22 protein-coding genes are annotated in these 21871 nt (G+C 73.8%); 16 read left to right on the top strand and 6 right to left on the bottom strand.

The genetic code is table 11. The features are described from left to right. Positions 1-21 precede the first annotated feature (21 nt). The 7 genes from ribH (at position 22) to ACIO5E_RS27345 (ending at position 6203) form a co-directional block, all read left to right on the top strand. Positions 22-495, top strand: a complete 474-nt coding sequence (gene ribH, locus ACIO5E_RS27375) for a 6,7-dimethyl-8-ribityllumazine synthase (RefSeq protein ID WP_400672628.1) — start codon at positions 22-24, stop codon at positions 493-495. A 99-nt stretch (positions 496-594) separates the two neighbouring features. Continuing rightward, positions 595-867, top strand: a complete 273-nt coding sequence (locus tag ACIO5E_RS27370) for a phosphoribosyl-ATP diphosphatase (protein WP_280685086.1) — start codon at positions 595-597, stop codon at positions 865-867. Between the two features lie 91 nt (positions 868-958). Continuing rightward, the gene (gene hisG, locus ACIO5E_RS27365; protein ID WP_400672624.1) at positions 959-1807 is read left to right on the top strand and encodes an ATP phosphoribosyltransferase; all 849 of its coding nucleotides are present in this window, start codon (positions 959-961) and stop codon (positions 1805-1807) included. 209 nt (positions 1808-2016) lie between these two features. Next, the gene (locus ACIO5E_RS27360; protein WP_400672622.1) at positions 2017-2457 is read left to right on the top strand and encodes a PH domain-containing protein; all 441 of its coding nucleotides are present in this window, start codon (positions 2017-2019) and stop codon (positions 2455-2457) included. Between the two features lie 274 nt (positions 2458-2731). Then, on the top strand, positions 2732-4075 hold the full coding sequence (locus ACIO5E_RS27355; RefSeq protein ID WP_400672620.1) for a hemolysin family protein: 1344 nt from the start codon (positions 2732-2734) through the stop codon (positions 4073-4075). Continuing rightward, positions 4072-5118, top strand: coding sequence for a hemolysin family protein (locus ACIO5E_RS27350; protein WP_400672617.1), 1047 nt, complete (start codon positions 4072-4074; stop codon positions 5116-5118). The genes ACIO5E_RS27355 and ACIO5E_RS27350 overlap by 4 nt, the downstream gene beginning before the upstream one ends. 98 nt (positions 5119-5216) lie before the next feature. Then, positions 5217-6203, top strand: a complete 987-nt coding sequence (locus ACIO5E_RS27345; RefSeq protein ID WP_400672614.1) for an NAD-dependent epimerase/dehydratase family protein — start codon at positions 5217-5219, stop codon at positions 6201-6203. A gap of 96 nt (positions 6204-6299) precedes the next feature. On the opposite strand, the gene ACIO5E_RS27340 is transcribed toward ACIO5E_RS27345, so the two are convergent. Further along, on the bottom strand, positions 6300-8312 hold the full coding sequence (locus ACIO5E_RS27340; RefSeq protein ID WP_400672974.1) for an AAA family ATPase: 2013 nt from the start codon (positions 8310-8312) through the stop codon (positions 6300-6302). Between the two features lie 409 nt (positions 8313-8721). Next, entirely contained in the window at positions 8722-9354 is a 633-nt protein-coding gene (locus ACIO5E_RS27335) for a uridine kinase (protein ID WP_400672612.1), read from the bottom strand. A gap of 209 nt (positions 9355-9563) precedes the next feature. Between ACIO5E_RS27335 and ACIO5E_RS27330 the strand changes: the two genes are divergently transcribed. Further along, a complete protein-coding gene (locus ACIO5E_RS27330) occupies positions 9564-10727 on the top strand; it encodes an acyl-CoA dehydrogenase family protein (protein WP_400672609.1) in 1164 nt (387 codons plus the stop codon). Between the two features lie 171 nt (positions 10728-10898). On the opposite strand, the gene ACIO5E_RS27325 is transcribed toward ACIO5E_RS27330, so the two are convergent. Next, positions 10899-11351, bottom strand: a complete 453-nt coding sequence (locus ACIO5E_RS27325; protein ID WP_400672606.1) for a hypothetical protein — start codon at positions 11349-11351, stop codon at positions 10899-10901. A gap of 229 nt (positions 11352-11580) precedes the next feature. On the opposite strand from ACIO5E_RS27325, the gene ACIO5E_RS27320 reads away from it, so the two are divergent. From ACIO5E_RS27320 to fxsA, 5 genes are all read left to right on the top strand, one after another. Continuing rightward, positions 11581-12021, top strand: coding sequence for an Lrp/AsnC family transcriptional regulator (locus tag ACIO5E_RS27320; protein ID WP_400672603.1), 441 nt, complete (start codon positions 11581-11583; stop codon positions 12019-12021). Positions 12022-12052: 31 nt separating this feature from the next. Beyond that, positions 12053-13666 carry an amidohydrolase gene (locus ACIO5E_RS27315; RefSeq protein ID WP_400672600.1) on the top strand — a complete coding sequence of 538 codons (1614 nt, stop codon included), beginning with the start codon at positions 12053-12055 and terminating at the stop codon, positions 13664-13666. 41 nt (positions 13667-13707) lie between these two features. Next, entirely contained in the window at positions 13708-14166 is a 459-nt protein-coding gene (locus ACIO5E_RS27310; protein ID WP_400672598.1) for a GNAT family N-acetyltransferase, read from the top strand. 135 nt (positions 14167-14301) lie between these two features. After that, positions 14302-15942, top strand: coding sequence for an apolipoprotein N-acyltransferase (lnt, locus tag ACIO5E_RS27305; RefSeq protein ID WP_400672595.1), 1641 nt, complete (start codon positions 14302-14304; stop codon positions 15940-15942). Positions 15943-15997: 55 nt separating this feature from the next. Then, entirely contained in the window at positions 15998-16576 is a 579-nt protein-coding gene (gene fxsA, locus ACIO5E_RS27300; RefSeq protein WP_400672593.1) for an FxsA family membrane protein, read from the top strand. Positions 16577-16767: 191 nt separating this feature from the next. Here fxsA and ACIO5E_RS27295 read toward each other — a convergent pair whose 3' ends face one another. The 3 genes from ACIO5E_RS27295 to ACIO5E_RS27285 form a co-directional block, all read right to left on the bottom strand. After that, complete coding sequence (locus ACIO5E_RS27295; RefSeq protein ID WP_031071348.1) at positions 16768-17142, bottom strand: RNA polymerase-binding protein RbpA; 375 nt, start codon at positions 17140-17142, stop codon at positions 16768-16770. A 274-nt stretch (positions 17143-17416) separates the two neighbouring features. Further along, the gene (locus ACIO5E_RS27290; RefSeq protein WP_400672591.1) at positions 17417-19033 is read right to left on the bottom strand and encodes a hypothetical protein; all 1617 of its coding nucleotides are present in this window, start codon (positions 19031-19033) and stop codon (positions 17417-17419) included. A gap of 114 nt (positions 19034-19147) precedes the next feature. After that, positions 19148-19342, bottom strand: coding sequence for a hypothetical protein (locus ACIO5E_RS27285; protein WP_280685072.1), 195 nt, complete (start codon positions 19340-19342; stop codon positions 19148-19150). Between the two features lie 418 nt (positions 19343-19760). Here ACIO5E_RS27285 and ACIO5E_RS27280 point away from each other — a divergent pair, with 418 nt between their 5' ends. Genes ACIO5E_RS27280 through ACIO5E_RS27270 form a run of 3 tightly spaced genes read left to right on the top strand, consistent with a single transcriptional unit; the run spans position 19761 to position 21836 of the window. Beyond that, positions 19761-20177, top strand: coding sequence for an ankyrin repeat domain-containing protein (locus ACIO5E_RS27280; protein WP_400672588.1), 417 nt, complete (start codon positions 19761-19763; stop codon positions 20175-20177). Between the two features lie 24 nt (positions 20178-20201). Then, complete coding sequence (locus ACIO5E_RS27275) at positions 20202-20714, top strand: GNAT family N-acetyltransferase (protein WP_400672585.1); 513 nt, start codon at positions 20202-20204, stop codon at positions 20712-20714. Between the two features lie 48 nt (positions 20715-20762). Further along, positions 20763-21836 (top strand): serine hydrolase domain-containing protein, encoded by a 1074-nt coding sequence (locus ACIO5E_RS27270; RefSeq protein ID WP_400672583.1) that lies wholly within the window; start codon positions 20763-20765, stop codon positions 21834-21836. Positions 21837-21871: the final 35 nt, after the last annotated feature.

Genomic DNA, 21871 nt, shown 5'->3' with positions numbered 1-21871 from the left:
CGACGGACAGGAAGTACGAACATGAGCGGACACGGAGCCCCTGAGCTGACCATCGACGGCGCCGCCGACCTCAAGGTCGCCGTCGTCGCCGCCCAGTGGCACGACAAGGTGATGAACGGCCTGCTGGACGGCGCCCTCCGCGCGCTCAAGGAACTGGGCGTCGCGGAGCCGACCGTGCTGCGCGTCCCCGGCACCTTCGAGCTGCCGGTCGCCGCCAAGCGACTCGCCGACCGCGGCTACGACGCGGTGGTCGCCCTCGGCGTGGTGATCCGCGGCGGCACCCCGCACTTCGACTACGTCTGCCAGGCGGCCACCGCCGGCCTCACCCAGGTCACCGTCGACACCGGCGTCCCGGTCGGCTTCGGTGTGCTGACCTGCGACAACGAGGAGCAGGCGATCGACCGGGCCGGCCTGCCCGGCTCCGCCGAGGACAAGGGCCACGAGGCCGTCACCGCCGCCGTCGCGACCGCCGCGGTGCTGCGCGCCGCGCTCTGAGCGGACCGTCCGGACCCGGACCGTGGACGTCCATCGGACCGTCCACGGTCCGGGACCGTTTACCGCCCGTGACCCAGCACGCCGTAAGGTGAGTCCATCATGGCTTCGAAGACATTCGAGGAGCTCTTCGCCGAGCTCCAGCAGAAGGCCGCCACCGGCGACCCCTCGTCCTCCCGTACCGCGCAGCTCGTCCAGCAGGGCGTCCATGCGATCGGCAAGAAGGTCGTCGAGGAGGCCGCCGAGGTCTGGATGGCCGCCGAGTTCCAGTCGGACGAGCAGACGGCCGAGGAGGTCTCGCAGCTCCTGTACCACGTTCAGGTGATGATGATCGCCCGTGGGCTGACACTCGACGACGTCTACAAGTACCTCTAGACCCGGTCCGGAGAGACCCGGTCCGAAAAAGCACCTCCGACACCCGGTTCGAACTGCACACCCCTCCCAACAGGTAAGGAACCAACCTCCCATGCTGCGCATCGCCGTTCCCAACAAGGGTTCGCTCTCGGGTCCCGCGGCGGAGATGCTCCATGAGGCCGGCTACCGCCAACGGAAGGACCCCAAGGAGCTCGTTCTCGTCGACCCGAACAACGAGGTCGAGTTCTTCTTCCTGCGCCCGCGCGACATCGCCGTCTACGTCGGTTCCGGCCGCCTGGACGTCGGCATCACCGGTCGCGACCTGCTGCTGGACTCGCACTCCAACGCCGAGGAGGTGCTCGCCCTCGGCTTCGCCGGGTCGACCTTCCGCTTCGCCCGCCCCGAAGGCGTGGCCGTCGAGGACGTCAAGGGCCTGGAGGGCCTGCGGATCGCCACCTCCTACACCGGGCTGGTCGAGCAGCACCTCGCCGACCACGGCGTGAAGGCGACCGTCACCAAGCTGGACGGCGCGGTGGAGACCGCGGTGCAGCTGGGCGTCGCCGACGTGATCGCCGACGTGGTGGAGACCGGCACCAGCCTGCGCAACGCCGGCCTGGAGGTGTTCGGCGAGCCGATCCTGATCTCGGACGCCGTGGTGATCCGCCCCAAGGGCGCGGGCGAGGACAGCCGCGTGGAGCAGTTCCTGCGCCGCCTCCAGGGCGTGCTGGTGGCCCGCCGCTACGTGCTGATGGACTACGACATCCGGGCCGAGAAGGTCGGCGCCGCCGTGGCGCTCACCCCCGGCCTGGAGTCGCCGACCGTCTCCCCGCTGCACACCGAGGGCTGGGTGGCGGTGCGTTCGATGGTGCTCCGCAAGGAGGCCCAGCGGATCATGGACGACCTGTGGAGCATCGGCGCCCGGGCCATCCTGGTCACCAACATCCACGCCTGCCGCCTCTGAGCGGCGCGGCGGCGACCGCGCCCGCCGCGATGCGGGTAAGGAACGGTTGAATGGGGCGGGGACGCCGGTCGGCGTCCCCGCCCTTTGCCTGGATCCGCCCGCTCGGATCCGCTCCCCGCCCCGAACCGCCGTCCGCGACGACCGCCGTTCCCGGAACGAGCCTTCCCGGGAACGACCGTTCCCCTGAACCACCCCACCGGAGATCCCACGTGTCCACGCCGCCCGTCGAGTTCCCCGTCACCTGGGCGCCGCGCCGCACCCGCGCCGTGCTGCTGCCGGTCTGCGTGCTGCTGGTGGCGCTGTTCGCCGTGATGGCCGTGCTGCTCCCGGAGAACTGGCAGCTCAACGACCGGATCATGATGGCGGCCAGCGGTGTGCTGTTCGCGTGCGTGGGCCTGATGCTGGCCCGGCCCCGGGTGAGCGCCGACGCGCAGGGCGTGACGGTGGTCAACTTCGTCCGCAGCCGCCGGCTCTCCTGGGCCGAGATCGTCCGGGTCAACTTCCGCCAGGGCGACCCGTGGGCCACCCTCGACCTGGCCGACGGCACCTCGCTCGCCGCGGTCGGCATCCAGTCCGGCGTCGGCAAGGCCCAGGCGATCGCGGACGCCCGCGCCCTGCGCGATCTGGTCGAGCACCACGCCCAGGTCTGAACCCCGGGACCGCCACAACGCCATCCGGGCCCATCCGGGCCCGCCCACGCCCATCCAGGGCCGCCCGGACCCGCCCGGACCTGGGAATCCTCGGTCCGGCGGGTCCGAACACTCCTCCTACCATCGTCCCGGTATGGTCTACGCTGGTAAAAGCAGGGCAAAGCTTCCGCCCTGCCCGAAAGCGACCTGAGGAGTGACACTCCCCCTCGATGGACGATCCGTCCGGTAGTACCTGCGCCGCCCACCTTCCTGTCAGCGGAAGGCAGGCGGCACTGTGATCACCGCCTGGCTGCTGTTGCTCGCAGCCCTCCTGCTGATCCTCGCCAACGGCCTGTTCGTGGCCGCCGAGTTCGCCTTCGTGACCGCGGACCGCGGGGCGGTGGAACGTTCCGCCGCGACCGGCGACGCCAAGTCCGGCCGCGTCGCCCGCGCCCTGCGGCACCTCTCGTTCGAACTGTCCGGCGCCCAGCTCGGCATCACCGTCACCTCGCTGGTGGTCGGCATGCTCGCCCAGCCGGCCCTGTCCACCCTGCTCAGCCCCGTCATGACCGGTATCGGCGTGCCCGCCCCGGCCGCCCGCGGCGTCGCCGTGGTGGTCGGCATGGTGCTCGCCACCGTGGTGCAGATGGTGATCGGCGAGCTGGTCCCGAAGAACTGGGCGATCTCCCGCCCGCTCCAGGTGGCCCGCGCGGTCGCCGCCCCGCACATGGCCTTCTCCTTCGTCTGCCGCCCGCTGATCAGCTTCCTGAACGGGGCTGCCGACCGGACGGTCCGCGCCTTCGGCGTCGAGCCGCAGGAGGAGCTGGGACACGCCCGCACCCCGGCCGAGCTGGTCGCGCTGGCCCGCCACTCGGCCAAGGCCGGCGCGATAGACGAGGAGTCGGCGACCCTGTTCGTCCGCACCCTGGGCCTGGGCGAGCTGACCGCCGAGTCCGTGATGACCCCGCGGATCGACGTGGCCGCCCTCCAGCGCGACGCCACCGCCTCCGACGTGGTCAACCTGACCCGGGCCACCGGCCTGTCCCGCTTCCCGGTCTACACCGACAGCCTGGACGAGGTCACCGGCATCGTGACCCTCAAGGACGCCCTCGCCGTCCCGGCCGCCCGCCGCGGCCTGGTCCGGGTGGGCGGGCTCTCGTCGCCGCCGCTGCTGGTGCCCGAGACCCTGCCCGCCGAGCGGCTGCTCGACCAGCTGCGGCGTCTCCAGCCGATGGCCATCGTGGTCGACGAGTACGGCGGCACCGCCGGCGTCGTCACGGTCGAGGACATCGTCGAGGAGATCGTCGGCGAGGTGCAGGACGAGCACGACCCCGCCGACCGCCCCGAGCTGCTGTCGCTGCCCCCGCTGAACGGCCTGCCGGCCTGGGAGGCCGACGGCCGCGCCCGGATCGACCAGCTGGAGGCCATCGGCCTGAACGCCCCGGACGGCCCGTACGAGACGCTGGCCGGCCTGGTCTCCGACCTGCTCGGCAAGCTGCCCGAGGTCGGCGAACAGGCCGAGCTGCCCGGTTGGCGCCTCACCGTCACGGGTGTCGACCGGCACCGCACCAGCCAGGTCCGGGTCGAGCGCACCAGCGCACCGGCCTCCTTCGGTGAGAGCCAGGAGGACGCCCGATGACCGCGCTCCAACTGGCCGTCGCCGTCCTGCTGCTGCTCGGGAACGCCTTCTTCGTCGGCGCCGAGTTCGCCGTCGTCTCGGTGCGCCGCAGCCAGATCGAACCGCTCGCCGAGGCCGGCCACAAGCGCGCCCGCACCGTGCTGCACGCGCTGTCGAACGTCTCCGCGATGCTGGCCGCCGCCCAGCTCGGCATCACCGTCTGCTCGCTGGGCCTCGGCGCCCTCGCCGAGCCGACCATCGCGAGCCTGCTGGAGGGCCCGTTCCACGCGATCGGCGTCCCGTCCGGTCTGATGCACCCGCTCTCGTACGGGATCTCGCTGGCCGTCGTGGTCTTCCTGCACATGGTGATGGGCGAGATGGTGCCGAAGAACATGGCCATGGCCGGCCCGGAGAAGGCCGCGCTCTGGCTCGGCCCGCCGCTGGACCGGCTGGCCCGCTGGCTGGCCCCGGTGATCCGGGTGCTGAACGCGTTCGCCAACGGTGTGCTGAAGCTCTTCCGGGTCGAGCCCAAGGACGAGGTCGAGTCGGTGTTCACCACCGAGCAGCTGATGTACCTGCTGGTCGACTCCCGGGACGCCGGCCTGCTCGACGAGGGCCGCCAGGAACGCCTGGAGGACGCCCTGGAGCTGGGCCACCGACCGGTCACCGAGGTGCTGCTCAAGCCCGAGCAACTGGTCACCGTGGACACCAAGGTGACCGCCGCGGAGGTCGAGGAGCTCGCCCTGCGCACCGGCTTCTCGCGCTTCCCGGTCACCGACGGCGACCCGGCCGGCCACGGCTACCTGGGGTACCTGCACCTCAAGGACATCCTCGACGTGGAGGACCCGTCCGCGCCCGTCCCGGCCCGGCTGTGGCGCCCGATCACGGTGCTGCGCGGCAGCCTCCCGCTGGACGACGCGCTCGGCGCGATGCGTCGCGCGACCTGCCACCTGGCCGCCGTGCTGGACCAGGACGGGCGCACGCTCGGCGTGGTCATGCTGGAGGACGTGCTGGAGGAGCTGGTCGGCGAGATGCACGACCCCGACCACCGGTCCGCCGGCTGAGGTTCCCCGTTTCGCTGACGGCGTGTCCGCTGCGGGCGATTCCGCCCTGAGCGTTCAGCTGTTCCCATGCCGGCCACCCCGGGCGCAGGGTGGTCGGCATGAGGCTTCTCCTGCTGGGTGGAACGAATTTCGTCGGACGGACCGTCGCCGAGGAGGCGCTGGCCAGGGGATGGGAGGTGACGGCCCTCAACCGAGGCACGCAGCCCGCGCCCGAGGGCGTGACCGTGCTGTCGGGCGACCGCACCGCCGAGGGCGGGCTCGCGGCGCTGGCGACGGGGGAGTGGGACGCGGTGGTGGACACCTGGTCCTGGGCCCCGGCGTCGGTGCGCGACAGCGCCCGGCTGCTCAACGGCCGGGTCGGCCACTACGCGTACGTCTCCAGCCGGTCGGTGTACGACTACCCGCCGGTCGGCGGGGCGGACGAGTCGGCGCCGGTGGTCGCGTCGTCCCCGGACGCCGAGGGCGAGGTGCCCTACGCGGAGGCCAAGCGCGGTGCCGAGCTGGCGCTGGAGGCGGAGTTCGGCGGGCGCGCCCTGCTCGTACGGGCCGGGCTGATCCTCGGCCCGTACGAGAACATCGGCCGGCTGCCCTGGTGGCTGAACCGGATCGCCCGCGGCGGCCCGGTGCTCGCCCCCGGCCCGCGTGACCTGCCGCTGCAGTACATCGACGCCCGCGACCTGGCGATCTGGACCCTGGACGCGGTGGCGGCGCGGCTCGGCGGCCCGTACAACGTGGTCAGCCCGGCGGGCCACACCACGATGGGCGAGCTGCTGGAGGACTGTGTGCGGGTCACCGGCTCGGACGCCGAGCTGCGCTGGACCGACCCCGAGCGCATCCTGGCGGCCGGCGTCGAGCCGTGGACGGAGCTGCCGATCTGGCTGGCGCCCGGCGAGCTGTACGACTTCCTGCACGGCGCGTCCGTGGCCCGGGCGGTCGGCGCCGGGCTGCGCTGCCGGCCGGTGGCCGAGACGGTCGGGGACACCTGGGCCTGGCTGCGGTCGATCGGCGGCGGCGCCCCGCAGCGCGCCGACCGGCCGAACGTCGGGCTCGACCCCGAGCGCGAGGCGAAGCTGCTCCGGGGGTGAGCGCGCGAGGGCGTGTCCGACGATCCGCGTCGGATCAGCGTGCCCCGGCGTCGCGCGCCGGGCGGAAACGGCCGGACACGCCCGGGGGAGCCGGTCTCAGCCGCGGCCGTCGATCAGTTCCCCGTAGGCCTGGACGAGGTCGGGCAGGCGCAGGGTCGCCAGGTCCTCCCGGCCCGGCGGCTCGCGCAGCAGGGAGAGCCGCAGGTCCCGGTAGGCGCAGGACTTCTCGTACAGGGTGCGGATGAACCGGCCGTTCCCCAGCTCGTCGATCCAGCCCTCGCGGACCACGTGGGTGCAGATGCTGGCCAGCTCCTCGGCCGCGTCCTCGTCCCAGCCGTCGCCGTCCCGGCCGGCCAGCGCGGCGCCGATCGCGGTCAGCTCGTTCGGGCGGTAGCTGGGGAAGTCGACCCGGGTGGTGAAGCGGGAGTTGAGGCCGGGGTTGGTGGCGAGCAGCCGGTTCATGCCCTCGGGGTAGCCGGCCAGGATCACCACCAGGCGGTCGCGGTTGTCCTCGGCGCGCTTCAGCAGCACCTGGAGCGCCTCGTCGCCGTAGGCGTCGCCCTTGGTGTAGCCGGAGTTGGAGAGGCTGTAGGCCTCGTCGATGAACAGCACGCCGTCCAGCGCGGAGTCGATCAACTCGTTCGCCTTGACCGCGGTCTGGCCGAGGAACTCGCCCACCAGGTCGGCTCGTTGGGCCTCGACCAGGTGGTCTCCGGAGAGTAGTCCGAGGGCGTGGAAGACGCGGCCGAGGATCCGTGCCACGGTGGTCTTCCCGGTGCCGGAGGGGCCGGAGAAGACGAAGTGGCGCTTGGGGGGCTGGACGGGCAAGCCCTGCGCGGCCCGGAGCCTGGACATCCGCAGCTGCGCCGACAGCGCCCGCACCTGGCGCTTGACCGGCTCCAGGCCCACCATCAGCGAGAGTTCCGCCAGCGCGGCGTCCAACTCGCGCTCGTCGTCGACCGGTTGGGCGGCCGGCACGGGGACGGTACGGGGCTGGGCCTCGGCACGGACGGGCAGCGGCGCCGGTGCGGCGGAGCCGCCCGGTGCACCCGATCGCTCGCCGGCCGCCTGCGGTGCGAGGTCCGGAGCCGGGGGGACGCCCTGGCCCGGCCCCGAGGCGAACCGGGGCCCGTCCGCGTACCCGGGCCCGTCCGAGAATCCCGGTCCCTCGGTGAACCCGGCCTCCTCGGTGTACCCGGGCCCGCCGGTGAACCCGGACGCCCCGTCGCCGAACCCGCCCGTCGCGGGGTACCCGGCCTCGTCCTGAAGGTCGGCCTCGTCCGGCTCGACGTCCTCGATCCCGGCCGACCGCCCGCCCACCGACGAACCGCCGCTCGACAGACCGCTCGACAGGCCGCCCGGCAAGGCGTCCGACAGGCCGTCGGGCAGGTCGTCCGCCAGGGCGTCCTCCGCCGTGATCGCGGCCAGCCGCGCCGCGGTGTCCATGAACACCGGATCGGCCCGGTGCACCGCCCGGTAGAGCGGCAGCGCGGCCGCACTGCGCCCGGCTCCCTCGTACGCCCGGGCCAGCCAGTACCGCAGTTCCTTGCGCTGCGGCTGCTCGGAGCGGCAGCGGGCCAGCGAGGCGGCCAGCGGCGCCTGCGCCTGGGCGCACATGTCCAGCCGGACGCGTGCCATGCCGGCGAACAGCCCGGCCTCGATGCCCAGCAGCGGGTCGTCCAGTAGCCGGTCGGTGTCCCGGACCAACTGCTCCCAGTCCTTGAGCAGATAGGACCGGCAGGCGTACAGGAACTGGGCGGACGGGTCCTCGCTGGGCGCCGGGCACTGTTCCAGCGCCCGGTCCAACTCGGCCAGGTGGCGGCCGTCCAGCCAGTGCGAGGCGTGCGCCAGCGCGAGGTCGCGGGCGTCCTCCAGGACGGGCTGCACCCACCAGCCCAGCCAGTACCAGGAGCTGAGCGGCCGTCGGTGCCGGTGCCGTTGCTCACCGAACCGTTTCTGGTTGCGGTACATGGCCAGCAGCGCCGCCGAGGTGTCGCTGCGCAGCGCGTGCAGGCCGAGCCAGGCGTCGGCCATGCCCGGGTCCAGGCGGACGGCCGCGCGGAACTCCTCCTCGGCGCGGGCGTACGCGCCCGCCGTGTAGGCGTCCATGGCACGTTGCCACGCGCGGTCGGCGAGCCGGTCCGGGCCGCCCGCGTTGCTGTCGGAACTGTCCACCGTCGTCACTCACGCCCCCCGCGGCTTGGCCCGGGGCTCGGTGGCGGGTTGCCTGCGTGCAGCCGGGCCGGTGGTCGGAAGCCCCCGGGCGCATATGCGCCTGCGAGGAATCGTACCGGCGTGGCGCTGATCCGGAAGGGTGCCGCACGGAGTCAAATACGATCGTGCGAGCGGTCGTTGAGCGGGTGGCGGCCCGGATCGGCGGTGGGGGAGCGTCATTCGGAAAGGGACCGGACGGCGCCCCCGGCTCACGGGGGAACAAGTCGGGGACGCCGGGTCCGAGGCGGCCGGAACATCCCGTTCCGGCGGCTGATGAGAACCTAGAACCTGGCGATGCCGCAGGTCAAGGGCTTGTTGAAGGTTCACCCACGGTGTCCGGCGTGATTCGCCCGGTCACCCCGTCGACCCTCGTCCCGGCGAACGGGCGGCTCGGATCGGCGGCGAAATGCGCCGATTCGGCCCGGGCCCAGCCGGCCCAGAACTCGGCCAGTTCCGGCCCGTCGCGCTCCTCGCCGCGCCGCCGGGCCGCGGCGGCGTCCAACTCCATCCAGATCACCCGGGCCAGCCAGGGCCGCACCGCCCGCCGCCCGGCGCCGACACCCTCCACCAGCACCACCGGGGCGGCCGGCACCGCGGCCGTGCCCGCGAAGCGGCGCAGCGTCCAGTCGTACACCTCGTGCGCGCCGTCCCGGCCGGCCGCCAGCGGCTCCAGCACCTGCGCACGCAGCCGCCCGGCCCAGGCGAAGGGCTCGGTGTGGGTGGCCAGATCGTCGAGGTGGACCACCGGCGCCCCGCCGAGCGCCGCCGCCAGCCGCCCGGCGAAGGTCGTCTTGCCCGAGCCCGCGTGCCCGTCCACCGCGACCAGCCGCACCGGTCCGCAGGACGGCGGCAGCGCGCACAGTTCCGCCGCGAGCGAGGCCAACGCGTCGCCGGTAGCGGGCGGAAGGACGGGGGAGAGGGTTCCGGATGCAGCCACAACGTCAACCCTACGGTGCCGTAGCCCACCACTCCGGCCAGTTCCTCCAGGGTGATCGTGACGGCGACGCGGGTTTCCGGCATACTCGCATCGCCATGCCTGTGAACGGCCGTTCACCGTAATCCGGTGCCGGTCGGGCCGACCTGCCACACCCGCGCCGGACCAGCCACACCACGGTTCGGCGCCCGAACGAGGAGGCGACCGCCGCCATGACCCCGTCCCCTGTGAAAGCCGTGGAGCGCCAGCTGCCCAGCGAGGAGGCCCACGAGCTGCTGAGCCTCACCCGGGATCTGGTCCAGCGCGAGCTGCAGCCCCGCGCGGCCGAGGACGAGGCCGCCGGCCGCTTCCCGCGGGAGGTCTTCCGCACCCTCGGCGAGGCCGGCCTGCTCTCCCTGCCCTACGACGAGAAGTACGGCGGCGGCGACCAGCCCTACGAGGTGTACCTGCAGGTGCTGGAGGAGCTGGCGGCCGGCTGGCTGGCCATCGGCCTCGGCGTCAGCGTGCACACCCTCTCCTGCCACGCGCTGGCCACCTTCGGCACCGAGGAGCAGCGGGCCCAGTGGCTGCCCGGGATGCTCTCCGGCGAGCAGCTCGGCGCCTACTGCCTCTCCGAGCCGCAGTCCGGCTCGGACGCGGCCGCGCTGCGCACCCGGGCCGACCTCGACGGCGACGCGTACGTGGTGAACGGCACCAAGGCGTGGATCACCCACGGCGGCTGGGCGGACTTCTACAGCGCCCTGGTGCGCACCGGCGGCGAGGGCGCCAAGGGCATCAGCTGCCTGCTCGTCCCGGGCGACGCCCAGGGCCTGTCGGCCGCCCCGCCGGAGCACAAGATGGGCATGCGCTCCTCGCCGACCGCGCAGCTGCACTTCGACGGCGCCCGGATCCCCCGCGGCCGGCTGATCGGCGAGGAGGGCCAGGGCTTCCAGATCGCGCTCGCCGCCCTGGACTCCGGCCGGCTCGGCATCGCGGCCTGCGCGGTCGGCGTCGCGCAGGCCGCGCTCGACCTCGCGGTCGACTACGCGCGCACCCGCCGCCAGTTCGGCCGCCCGATCGCCGACTTCCAGGGGCTGTCCTTCATGCTGGCCGACATGGCCACCCAGATCGAGGCCGGACGGGCGCTCTACCTGTCCGCCGCCCGGCTGCGGGACGCGGGCCGGCCGTTCTCCAAGGAGGCGGCGATGGCCAAGCTGTTCTGCACCGATGCCGTGATGCGGGTGACCACCGACGCCGTCCAGGTGCTCGGCGGCTACGGCTACACCCAGGACTTCCCGGCCGAGCGCTACATGCGCGAGGCGAAGGTGCTGCAGATCGTCGAGGGCACCAACCAGATCCAGCGCCTGGTGATCGGCCGCCACCTCACCAAGGGCTGAGCCGGGGGCCGCACCACGGTCTGAACCGAGGGCCGCGCTGCGGGCTGAAGCAGGAACCGAACCGAGGGCCGAGGCCCTCCACGAACGGCCTCCGGCCGTCACTCCAGGGTGCGGAGTGACGGCCGGAGGCGTCTTCGGCGCTGCGTCGACCCGCCCGTGCGGGCGGCCGGATCAGCGCCGGACGAGGTGGCGGCGCTGCTCCGGGATGGTCGGGGTGACGGCGGCGGTGCGCACCGGCCGGTGCGCCACCGCGTGCGAGAACGGCTGGGTGCGCCAGTCGAGTTCGGTGGGGAGCCGGAACAGCGCGTCGAGCCCGGCGGGTCGGGCGTCCGCGGGGCTCTCCACCTCGTCGAGGTCGTCGGTCGGCGTGCCCGAGCCCGGGCAGAGCGCGGGGGCGAAGGGGTTCCAGGCGGTCGGCAGCAGCGCGTGCTGCGGCAGCCGCTCCTCGTCGGCCACCAGGGCGATCGGGCGGCGGCACTCGGGGCAGTGGACCCGGAAGATGTCCCAGGTCTCGGCCTCGCCCGGATCGACGCCCGGGCCGTGGCCGTGATCGACCGCGAGGTCGTCGCGGCCGGTCGTATCGTCGGTCTCGTCGGCGCCCAGGGCACGCTGGTCAGTCGGCATGAGGATCCCCCTCGGATCGGGCCCGGCGTGGTCGCCCGGGGCCAAGACCAGCACTTCCCTGCGATTCGGGCTCATAACCCTGCGGTCCGGTGCACCGTGATGCACCGGGTGTGTCCTTGGCCACATCCACCGCCACATTCGCCCGGCATTTGCCCGGATGACACCTGTGGCCGCCCGTTGTGACACCGCGTGCGCCCCCCGTGCCCCCGACCGGGTAGGTTTGCGCACTGTGGAGGATCTCGACCAACGCATCGTCCAGCTGCTCCTAGAGGACGGCCGGATGAGCTACACGGACCTGGGCAAGGCCACCGGCCTGTCCACCTCGGCGGTGCACCAGCGGGTGCGCCGCCTCGAACAGCGCGGGGTGATCCGCGGCTACACCGTGATCATCGACCCCGACGCCGTCGATCTGGCGCTGACCGCGTTCATCTCGGTCAAACCCTTCGACCCCAGCGCCCCGGACGACACCCCCGAACGGCTGGCCGGCCTGCCCGAGATCGAGGCCTGCCACAGCGTCGCCGGCGACGAGAACTACATCCTCAAGGTGCGCGTCGGCGCCCCCGGCGACCTGGAGGACCTGCTCGCCCGCATCCGCAGCGCCGCCGGCGTCTCCACCCGCACCACCGTCGTCCTCTCCACCCCGTACGAGGCCCGACCCCCGAAGATCTGAGCACGAACCCCGCAGGTGCAGACTTAGCGGCATGACCGAACGCACTTCCCGGACCGTCCTGCTGCGCGGCGGCGCCGTCTACAGCCCCGCCGACCCCTTCGCCACCGCGATGCTCGTCGAGGGCGAGCACATCGCCTGGGTCGGCAGCGACGGTGCCGCCGAGGCGTACGCCGCCACCGCCGACGAGATCGTCGAGCTGGACGGCGCCCTGGTCACCCCCGCCTTCGTCGACGCCCACGTGCACGCCACCGCCACCGGCCTGGCGCTCACCGGCCTCGACCTCACCGGCAGCCCCTCGCTGACCGCCGCCCTCGCCGCCGTCGCGGACTTCGTCGACGCCCAGCCCGAGCCCGGCGGGGTGCTGATCGGCCACGGCTGGGACGAGACCGGCTGGCCCGAGGGCCGCCCGCCCACGCTCGCCGAACTCGACGCCGCCGCCCGCGGCGCCGCGCTCTACCTCTCCCGCACCGACGTGCACTCCGCCCTCGCCACCACCGCGCTGCGCACCCTGGCCGGCGGCCTGACGGAGCGGCCCGGCCACTCCGCCGAGGGCCCGCTCACCAAGGACGCCCACCACGCCGTCCGGCAGACCGCGCTCGCCCACCTCACCCCCGAGCAGCGCCGCCGCGCCCAGCGCGCGACCCTCACCCGGGCCGCCGAGCTCGGCATCGGCGCGCTGCACGAGTGCGCCGGCCCGGAGATCTCCTCCGAAGCCGACCTGGCCGCCCTGCTGGCCCTCGCGGCCGACCACGAGGGGCCAGAAGTCTTCGGCTACTGGGGCGAGTTGGGCGGCGTCGAGACGGCCCGTCGGCTCGGCGCGGCGGGCGCCGGTGGCGACCTCTTCGTGGACGGCGCGCTGGGCTCGCACACCGCCTGCCTGCACACCCCGTACGCCGATGCCGCCCACACCGGCACCGCCTACCTGACCGCCGAGCAGGTCGCCGACCACGTCGCCGCCTGCACCGAGGCCGGGCTCCAGGCCGGCTTCCACGCCATCGGCGACGCGGCCGTGACCGCCGTCCTCGACGGCGTCCGGGCCGCCGGGGAGCGGGTCGGGGCCGGGCGTGTCAAGGCTCTGCGCCACCGCGTCGAGCACGCCGAGGCGCTGGACGACAAGGCCATCGCCGCCTTCGCCGAACTCGGCCTCACCGCCTCGGTCCAGCCTGCCTTCGACGCCGCCTGGGGCGGCCCGGACGGCATGTACGTCCAGCGCCTCGGAGCCGAGCGGGCTGCGGCGCTCAACCCCTTCGCCGCCCTGCTGCGCGCCGGCGTCCCGCTGGCCTTCGGCTCGGACGCCCCGGTCACCCCACTCGACCCCTGGGGCACCGTCCGCGCGGCCGCCTTCCACCAGACGCTGGAGCACCGGATCTCCGTACGCGCCGCCTTCATCGCGCACACCCGCGGCGGCTGGCGCGCGATCGGCCGCGACCAGGACGGCGTGCTGGTGCCCGGTGCGGTCGCCAGCTACGCGATCTGGGCCGCGGACGAACTGGTCGTCCAGGCCCCCGACTCCCGGGTGGCGGGCTGGTCCACCGACCCGCGCTCCGGCACCCCCGGCCTGCCCGACCTCACCCCCGGCCGCCCCCTGCCGGCCTGCCTGCGCACCGTCGTCCGCGGCCGCACCGTGCACCGGGCCGCCGAATAGACCCAGGCGGGAGTGCGGAGAAGGGCCCTAGGTTGATCGCCATGACGACCCACCCGCCGGTGCCCGCCGACTTCACCGTCCCCCGCGAGCTGCTCGCCCCGGAGTTCCGCCTGGAGCCCCTGGGCGAGCAGCACAACGACTCGGACCTCGCCGCCTGGACCAGCAGCATCGAGCACATCCGCGCCACCCCCGGCTTCGTCGGCCGCAACTGGCCGCCCGTCGCCGGGATGACGGCGGAGCAGAACCTGGCCGACCTGCGCGGGCACGCCGCCGACTTCGCGAACCGCGCCGGCTTCACCTACACCGTCCTGGACCCCGCCGGGGGCGAGGTGATCGGTTGCGTCTACCTCCACCCCGACCGCGAGGACCCGTCCGTGGCGGTCGTCAGTTCCTGGGTCCGCGCCGACCGCGCCGAACTCGACGCCCCGCTGTACCGGGCCGTCCGCGCCTGGCTCTCCGAGCGGTGGCCGCTGGACGAGGTCCGGTACGCGAGCCGCTGACCCCGCCACCGGACCGACCCCGCCGAGGGCCTGCCGTCGCCACCACCCTGACCTCACGCTTCACTGACGTTCCGGGGTACCTTCTTCGGACAGCGTCCGAACAGCAAGACCCAGGAAGATGGTGCGCCGGTGGCCATGCCCGTCACCCAGGAGCGGTCCGGGGCCGCCCCCGAGCCGGCGGAGTCGGCGCCCAGGCCCGGCCGGGCCGCCCGCGCCGTGGCCAAGGTCCGGGCCGGTCTTCCCCGGACCGGCCTCGCGGCTCTGGCGGGCCTGCTGCTCGCCCTCGCCTTCCCGCCCTTCGACCTGTGGCCGCTGTCGCTGCTCGGTGTCGCCGCGCTCTCGCTGCTCACCCGGGGCCGCACCGTCCGCCAGGCGGCCTGGACGGGCTTCGCCTTCGGCCTGCCGTTCTTCCTGATGCTGCTCAGCTGGCTGCGGGTGGTCGGCTGGGACGCGACGGTCGGCCTGTCGGTCGTCGAGGCACTGTTCCTCGCCGTGCTCGGCAGCGGCCTGGCCCTCACCTCCCGGCTGCCGGCCTGGCCGCTCTGGGCCGCCTGTCTGTGGATCACCCAGGAGTGGGCGCGCGACCGGCTGCCGCTGGGCGGCTTCCCGTGGGGCCGCCTCGCCTTCGCCAACACCGCGACCCCCTTCACCCCGCTGGCAGCGCTCGGCGGCGCACCGCTGGTGACCTTCGCGGTCGCCCTCTCGGGCGCGCTGCTGGCCTGGGCCGCGCTGCGCCTGCGCGGGCCGCTCAAGGCCCCGAAGGCCGCCGCGCTGGCGGCGCTGGGCGCGGTGGCCGCGCTGCTGGCCGGCTACCTCGTCCCGGTGCCGACGGCGCCGGCCGACACCGTGAAGGTCGCCATCGTCCAGGGCAACGTGCCCAACCCGGGCATGGACTTCCTGGGCCGCCCGATGATGGTCCTCAACAACCACGCGGTGGCGACCGAGCGCCTCTCCGCCGACATCGCGGCCGGCAAGGTCGAGCGCCCCGACATCGTGATCTGGCCGGAGAACTCCTCCGACCTGGACCCGTTCAGCGACCCGCTCGCCTACCAGCGCATCGACCAGGCCGTGAAGACGATCGGCGTGCCCACCCTGGTCGGCACCCTGGTGGACGGCCCGGACGCGCAGCACGTCCAGAACGAGGGCATCGTCTGGGACCCGAAGACCGGCCCCGGCGCCTCCTACACTAAGCAACACCCCGTCCCCTTCGGCGAGTACGTGCCGTTCCGCGCCCAGCTGATGAAGGTGATCACCCGCCTCCAGCGGGTCGCCCGGGACTTCTACCCCGGCGACCACAACGGCGTCATGCAGCTCGGTCCGGCCCGGATCGGCGACGTGATCTGCTTCGAGGTCGCCTACGACGAGATCGTCCGCGACACCGTGGACAGCGGCGCCCGCGTCCTGGTGGTCCAGACCAACAACGCGACCTACGCCAAGACCGGGCAGCCCGAGCAGCAGCTCGCGATGAGCCGGCTGCGCGCGGTCGAGCACGGCCGGGCCGTGCTGATCGCCGCGACCAGCGGCATCAGCGCGGTGATCGCCCCGGACGGCACGGTGGTGCAGCGCACCGGGGAGCTGACCGCGGCCGAGCTGTCGGCGGTCGTCCCGCTGCGCGACGGCACCACGCTCGCCGACCGGGTCGGCGCCGTCCCGGAGTGGACGCTGGCCCTCGCGGGCCTGCTGGCCTGCGCCGCGGGCCTGCTGGTCGGCCGCCGCGACCGGAAGGCCGCCGGAACACCGGCCGCCGAGGGATCGTTGGACCAGGTGGTGCCGTAGCCGGCCCGGACCTCCCGTGCGGCGCGCAGAGCACTGCTTGGAGTGGATTCGTACCGTGACCCAGCAAGCTACCCCCACCCGTCCGGCACCGCGCGGCAAGCTCCGCCGGGTGCTGCCGCTGCTGATCACCGCCTGGCTGGTGCTGGAGATCTGGCTGCTGGTCCAAGTGGGCTCGTGGCTGGGCGGATTCGTCGTCGTGATGCTGCTCATCGCGGGCGCGCTGATCGGCGGTTCGCTGATCAAGCGGGCCGGACTGAAGGCGCTGTCCGCGGCGATCGAGCAGAGCAAGGACCCGAAGTCCGAGCAGCCCCAGACCGGCACCAGCCTGACGGTGCTGGCCGGCCTGCTGTTGATCGTCCCGGGCTTCCTGTCGGACGTGGTGGCGCTCACCCTGCTGCTGCCGCCCACCCGGGCGCTCTGGCGGGCCGTCGGGCGCCGGGTGGCCGACAAGGCGCTGCGCGGCACCGTCGCCGCCGGCACCGATCCGTTCGCGGACGCGATGCGGCTGCAGGAGCACCTGCGCATCCACCGCCCGGACGGCAAGGTGATCCAGGGCGAGGTGGTGGAGCCGGACGCGGGCCCGCGCGGTCCGCAGGGCCCGGACACCGGCTACCGCCCGCCGATCGCGGGCTGACCCCCCACCCGGGGGGGGGGGGGGGGGGGGGGGGGGGGGGGGGCGCGGGCCCCCCCCCCCCGCCCGGGGGGGCCCCCCCCCCCCGGGGGGGGCCCCCCCCGGGGGCGCCCCCCCCCCGGCGGCGGGAACGCGAAAGGGACCCTGGTGGCCAGGGTCCCTTTTCGCGTCCTCCCGCCGAAGCGGGAGCGAGGTCAGGCGCTCTTGCGGGTGTCCCGCGGGTGCACCGCGAGGTTCATTCCGCCCGAGCGGAGCACGGCCAGTCGCTCGGCCAGTACCTCCTCCAGTTCCTCGCGGGTCCGGCGCTCCATCAGCATGTCCCAATGGGTGCGCGTGGGCTTGGTCTTCTTCTCTTCCGGCTCGTCACCGTCGAGGAGTGCCGCCTCCTGGCCGCAGAAGCGGCATTCCCAGGTCGCGGGGATCTCCGCCTCGACCGAGAAAGGAACCTCGAATCGGTGTCCGTTCTGACATGCATACTCGACGGTCTGGCGGGGAGCCAGATCGATACCACGGTCGGTCTCGTAGCTAGTGGCCCCGAGTCGCGTGCCGCGGAGAGCTCGCTCGCTCATGAATCGTGCCTCCCGGGCTTATGGCCCACAGGACTAGTGGTCGCTGTTCTTCGTCGTTCGGTCAACGCTCGGCTTCCGACGAAGATTCCCGTCCCGGGACATGCGTCGTCTGTCGTGCCGCCCCTGTTTGTACCCACCGGCGCCCGATTTGTCACATCTGGCCGCGGATATCACCCCAGGTGTCACCTATTTCACATCCGGTGATCGGTCGGCCTTTCCGGGACGAGCGTACCGGGACGGGATTCGCAACCCGTCGGCGCCCCGTCCGCTGTCGTCAGGAGATCGGACGGGAACGGATCATCGGCTCGCCCTTGGCGAGGTCGACCGGGTGGGCCTGCGGGGCCGACTCGGCCGGTGGGGCGACCGGCGGGTGCTCCGGCCGGGGCGGCAGGTCAGCCGCGGCCTCGGTGCGGGTGTCGCGGTGCGGCAGCAGGGCGATCACCGCGTCCCGCAGTGGGGCCGGGGCCTCGTCGTCCAGCGGGTCGACGGTGGCGGGCACCTGCAGCCGGACGGGTGCGCCGTTGCCGATCCGGGCGTAGCCGCGGCCGACGGGGGCGTGCGCGGCGGGCGCGATGTCCAGCGGCGCGCCGAGCGCGGCGTGGCTCTCCGCGGGGCCGGTGGGGCCGAGCACGACCCGGGCCCGGGTGGTGGCCCGCACGGTCGGGGTGATCCGCTCCCCGGCCTCGACGGCGTCGGCGATCACCACGGTGACGCGGGCGGCGCGGCCGTGCCGCAGGGGCAGCTCCAGCAGGTCCTGCGGGTCCGGGCGGCCCTCGGCGTGGGCGAGCTCGCTCAGCTCGGTCGGGTGGTCCAGCAGCAGCCACAGCGGCCGGGTCGCGTCCTCGGGCGGGGCGGTGCCGGCGTGCCGGGCGGCGTTCAGCGCGGCGAGCCGGCGGTCGGTCTCCTGGGCGGCCCACTCCAGCGCGGCCAGCGCGCCGCGCAGGCTGGTCTCCACGGTGTGCACGCCGGGCCGGTTGACCAGGCAGGCGTGCTCCCCGGTGCCCGCGCCGTCGATCACCACCAGGTCGCCGTACGGGAGTGCCTGGAGCGCGATCGAGCGGATCAGACTCGAGGTGCCGTAGCCGGTGGCGCCGAACGCCAGCAGGTGCGGCTCGGCCGAGCGCGGGCCGGTGCGCCAGACCACCGGCGGCTGCTGGGTGACCGCTCCGCCCTGGGTGACCGGGATGGTCCGGGCGGTGCCGTCCTCGTCGGTGAAGCCGAGCACGATCTCGCCGGGGGCGGCCACGAAGCGCTGGGCGACGATGTCGGTGGGCAGCGGGGCGAGCGCGGTGATCCGCAGCCGGTTGGACTCCTCGTCCCAGTCGAAGCGATACTCCCGGGCCCGTCCGGCCTTGCCCTGGACGACCTGCTCGATCCGGGCCCGGGCGGCCGGCTCGGTGTCGGTGAAGTACGGCGGGTAGCCGAGTTCCAGCCGGGAGAGCCGGCCCTCGTCGTCGAACTCCCAGGAGCTGAAGGCGCTCTTGTAGCTGCCCTCGTAGTGGTACAGCGGGTTGGCCTCCTCGGGGCCGCACAGGTACGGGGTGAGCGCCGCGTAGAGCGCGCCGAGCTTGACGTCGGCGACGTCCGGTGCGGGCGGTGCGGGCGGTGCCTTGGGGGCCCGGCCGGCCCAGGCGGCACTGGCCATCAGCGCGATCAGGGCGAACAGCAGGCCGTGCGGCAACAGGTAGACGCCGACCAGCATCGAGGCGGTCAGGAACAGGGTCGGGCCGCGGCGGTCCTTCGGGGTGGCGTTCCAGCGGTCCCTGGCCCAGCCGGCGTGGTGGCGCAGTCCACGGCCGATCACGGAGAGCGGGGCGACCATGTCGGAGGCGTGGTCCCCGGCGGTTCGGGCGATCTCTCGGCCCTTGCTGAGATGGCGGTTGAGCGGCATTCCTTGACTCCCCGGGCGAGTGGGACGGGTGGGGTGAAGGGGGCGGGGCTCGTGGTACGGCGGGGCCCGGGGCGGTGGGATCCGCGCCCGGGCCCGTGCGGGGGAGTGGAAGCGCTAGAACTTGAGGCCGCCGAGCAGGCTCGCCAGGCTGGCACCGCCGGCGGTGATGCTCGGCGCGATCGAGGAGCCGGCGACGTAGAAGCCGAGGAGGGCACAGACGACGGCGTGGGAGATCTTTAGCCCGTCCCTGCGGAAGAACAGAAAGGCGATGGTGCCGAACAGGACGATGCCGGAAATCGAGAGGATCACGTTCTGCTCCTCGGGGAGGGGGACGGGGACGGTGTTACGGAAAGTGCACTAATCGTGACAAAAAGTAATAGATGATGGAACGGTGCAAATGGGTGGTTTTCCCGTTCAATACCGCCCTGGAGTCGGGGCGGAGGTATGCGAACCGGCCGGGTGGGGCCGTGGAGCGCGTAGTTCCAGCGTGGCGAGGCATTCCCGTCGGACGGGCGGGAGGTTTCCGAGGGGCCGGGGAAGTTCGCTCGAATGGCCCCGGAGCCCGCGCACCCGTGTGTTGTCCGTCGGCGCACCCGTCGCGCCGGTGCCGGATCGCTCGAATGACGCCTTCCGCCATCCGGACGCGCGCTGGCCCGGTCGGGCGCCCGGCCGCTACGGTGCGGTACGCGCAGCTCCCTCCACCCGCAGACCGGAAAGGCCGCCCGCCATGACCGACGCCGCCCACCAGCAGCCCGCCGACGCCCCCGACGCGGAGGTGATCGCCCTGGCCGGAAAGCTCTTCGACGCCGCCCGGGTCGGCGAGACCGACACGCTGGCCGCCTACGTGGACGCGGGCGCCCCCGCCGACCTCACCAACGACCGCGGCGACACCCTGCTCATGCTCGCCGCCTACCACGGCCACGCCGCGACCGTCGAGGCCCTGCTGGCGCGCGGCGCCGACCCGAACCGGGCCAACGACCGCGGCCAGACCCCGCTCGCCGGCGCTGTCTTCAAGGGCGCCGAGGACGTACTCGCCGTCCTGCTGTCCGGCGGCGCCGACCCCGCCGCCGGCGCCCCGAACGCCGTCGACACCGCCCGGATGTTCGGCAAGGACGACCTGGTCGCCCGGTTCGAGGCCCGCTGAATCCAGGTCGTAGGCTCTCCAACCATGGAGAGCACCACCGCGGTGGCCGGAACCGTCGAGTTCCGCGTCACCGGCTACGCCCACCCCGATGCCCAGGCCCTGTCGGCGGAAGTGCAGCAGGAGTACGTTCGCCGCTACGGCGACCCCGACGACACCGTGCTGCACGCCGACGACTTCGAGTCGCCGGCCGGCCTGTTCCTGATCGCCTACCTCGACGAGCGGCCGGTCGCCTGCGGGGGCTGGCGGGCCAAGCGGGCCGGGTTCGACGGGGTGCGCGACGGTGACGCCGAGCTGAAGCGGATGTTCGTGGTCCCCGCCGCCCGCGGCCGCGGTCTGGCCCGGGCGGTGCTGCGCCGCCTGGAGCAGAGCGCCGCCGAGGCCGGGCGCACCCGGGTCATACTCGAGACCGGCACCGAGCAGCCCGAGGCCGTGGCGTTGTACGGGTCCGAGGGGTACGGCGCGATTCCGAAGTTCGGCATCTACCGCGATGACCCGCAGAGCATCTGCCTCGGCAAGGACCTGTCGGCGTCGGCCTGATCCGACCGCCCGCCGGGTAGGCTCGCCGACGCCTCGGAGGGGGGACGGATGAGCCACCGACCGCCAGGAGCTGATCGGCTCCCCGCCCTGGCCGCACCCTGCGGGGAGCTGGACCGGCTGGTCCAGGGCGGTGTGCGCACGGTCGGGGCGGGCGCCGTCTGGGCCGTCGGCGACGCCCGGGGGACGCTCGGCGAAGGCTGTCACGGAGTGCTCGGGCAGGGCCCGTACGCGCGGCTCGCCCCGGGGCCGGACACCCGGTACGACCTCGCCAGCCTCACCAAGATCGTCGCGCTCTGGCCCTGCGCGGGGGTGCTCCGGCAGGCCGGTCGGCTGCCGCTCGACGAACCGCTCGGCCGCTGGTGGCCGCCCGCCGGCGGGCACCCGGCCGGTGAGGTGACCGCCCGTCAACTCCTCACCCACACCGCCGGAATGCTCCCGCACACCGGCTTCGAGAAGCTCTACGGACGCGACCTCGGCGCGATCCGGGCCGGGGTGATCTCCGCCCCGCTGCACCGCACCCCCGGGACGGCCGTCGAGTACACCGACCGCGCCGCCGTCCTGCTCGGCTACCTCGTCGAGGACCTCGGCGGCGCACCGCTGGACGAACTCGCCGCCCGCTGGGCGTGGCGGCCGCTCGCCATGACCGACACCCGGTACGGACCGCTCGGCCCCGCCGACACCGCCCGCACCGCACCCACCGAGTACGACCGGCGGGCCGGTGGCCACCTGCGTGGCGTCGTCCACGACCCCTCGGCCCGGCTGCTCGGCGGCGTCTCCGGCCACGCCGGGGCCTTCTCCACCGCCCGCGACCTCGCCCGATTCCTCACCGCGCTGCTCGCGCCGCCGCCCCGACTGCCCTGGGGCGAGGACTGGATCGCCGAGTCACTGCGCGAACAGACCGGCGGCCTCGCCCCCGCCCGCGGCCTGTCCTGGCAGCACGCCCCCGGCACCGACCCCGCCGAGGGCACCTTCGTCCACTACGGCTTCACCGGCACCGGCATCTGGATCTCCCGCCGTCTCGGCCGGTGGGCGCTCCTGCTCACCAACAAGGTCCACTACGGCCGCGCCATCCAGCCGCTCACCGACCTGCGCAACGCCTACCGGCGGGCCGTGTTCGGCTAGGGCCTGTCCGGTACCCGATCGGGTGGACTAGGGTA

The sequence above is a fragment of the Kitasatospora sp. NPDC087314 genome (assembly GCF_044744365.1).
In the GTDB taxonomy this organism is placed as follows: Bacteria; Actinomycetota; Actinomycetes; order Streptomycetales; family Streptomycetaceae; genus Kitasatospora.
The sequence above is the reverse complement of the archived record's forward strand: the minus strand, read 5'-3'. Positions and strand labels throughout refer to the sequence as shown.

Coding starts and splice junctions, on each gene's coding strand:
- ribH (WP_400672628.1), top strand. CDS start 22: ATGAGCGGACACGGAGCCCCTGAGCTGACCATCGACGGCGCCGCCGAC.
- ACIO5E_RS27370 (WP_280685086.1), top strand. CDS start 595: ATGGCTTCGAAGACATTCGAGGAGCTCTTCGCCGAGCTCCAGCAGAAG.
- hisG (WP_400672624.1), top strand. CDS start 959: ATGCTGCGCATCGCCGTTCCCAACAAGGGTTCGCTCTCGGGTCCCGCG.
- ACIO5E_RS27350 (WP_400672617.1), top strand. CDS start 4,072: ATGACCGCGCTCCAACTGGCCGTCGCCGTCCTGCTGCTGCTCGGGAAC.
- ACIO5E_RS27345 (WP_400672614.1), top strand. CDS start 5,217: ATGAGGCTTCTCCTGCTGGGTGGAACGAATTTCGTCGGACGGACCGTC.
- ACIO5E_RS27340 (WP_400672974.1), bottom strand. CDS start 8,312: ATGGACGCCTACACGGCGGGCGCGTACGCCCGCGCCGAGGAGGAGTTC.
- ACIO5E_RS27330 (WP_400672609.1), top strand. CDS start 9,564: ATGACCCCGTCCCCTGTGAAAGCCGTGGAGCGCCAGCTGCCCAGCGAG.
- ACIO5E_RS27325 (WP_400672606.1), bottom strand. CDS start 11,351: ATGCCGACTGACCAGCGTGCCCTGGGCGCCGACGAGACCGACGATACG.
- ACIO5E_RS27315 (WP_400672600.1), top strand. CDS start 12,053: ATGACCGAACGCACTTCCCGGACCGTCCTGCTGCGCGGCGGCGCCGTC.
- ACIO5E_RS27310 (WP_400672598.1), top strand. CDS start 13,708: ATGACGACCCACCCGCCGGTGCCCGCCGACTTCACCGTCCCCCGCGAG.
- lnt (WP_400672595.1), top strand. CDS start 14,302: ATGCCCGTCACCCAGGAGCGGTCCGGGGCCGCCCCCGAGCCGGCGGAG.
- ACIO5E_RS27295 (WP_031071348.1), bottom strand. CDS start 17,142: ATGAGCGAGCGAGCTCTCCGCGGCACGCGACTCGGGGCCACTAGCTAC.
- ACIO5E_RS27290 (WP_400672591.1), bottom strand. CDS start 19,033: ATGCCGCTCAACCGCCATCTCAGCAAGGGCCGAGAGATCGCCCGAACC.
- ACIO5E_RS27280 (WP_400672588.1), top strand. CDS start 19,761: ATGACCGACGCCGCCCACCAGCAGCCCGCCGACGCCCCCGACGCGGAG.
- ACIO5E_RS27275 (WP_400672585.1), top strand. CDS start 20,202: ATGGAGAGCACCACCGCGGTGGCCGGAACCGTCGAGTTCCGCGTCACC.
- ACIO5E_RS27270 (WP_400672583.1), top strand. CDS start 20,763: ATGAGCCACCGACCGCCAGGAGCTGATCGGCTCCCCGCCCTGGCCGCA.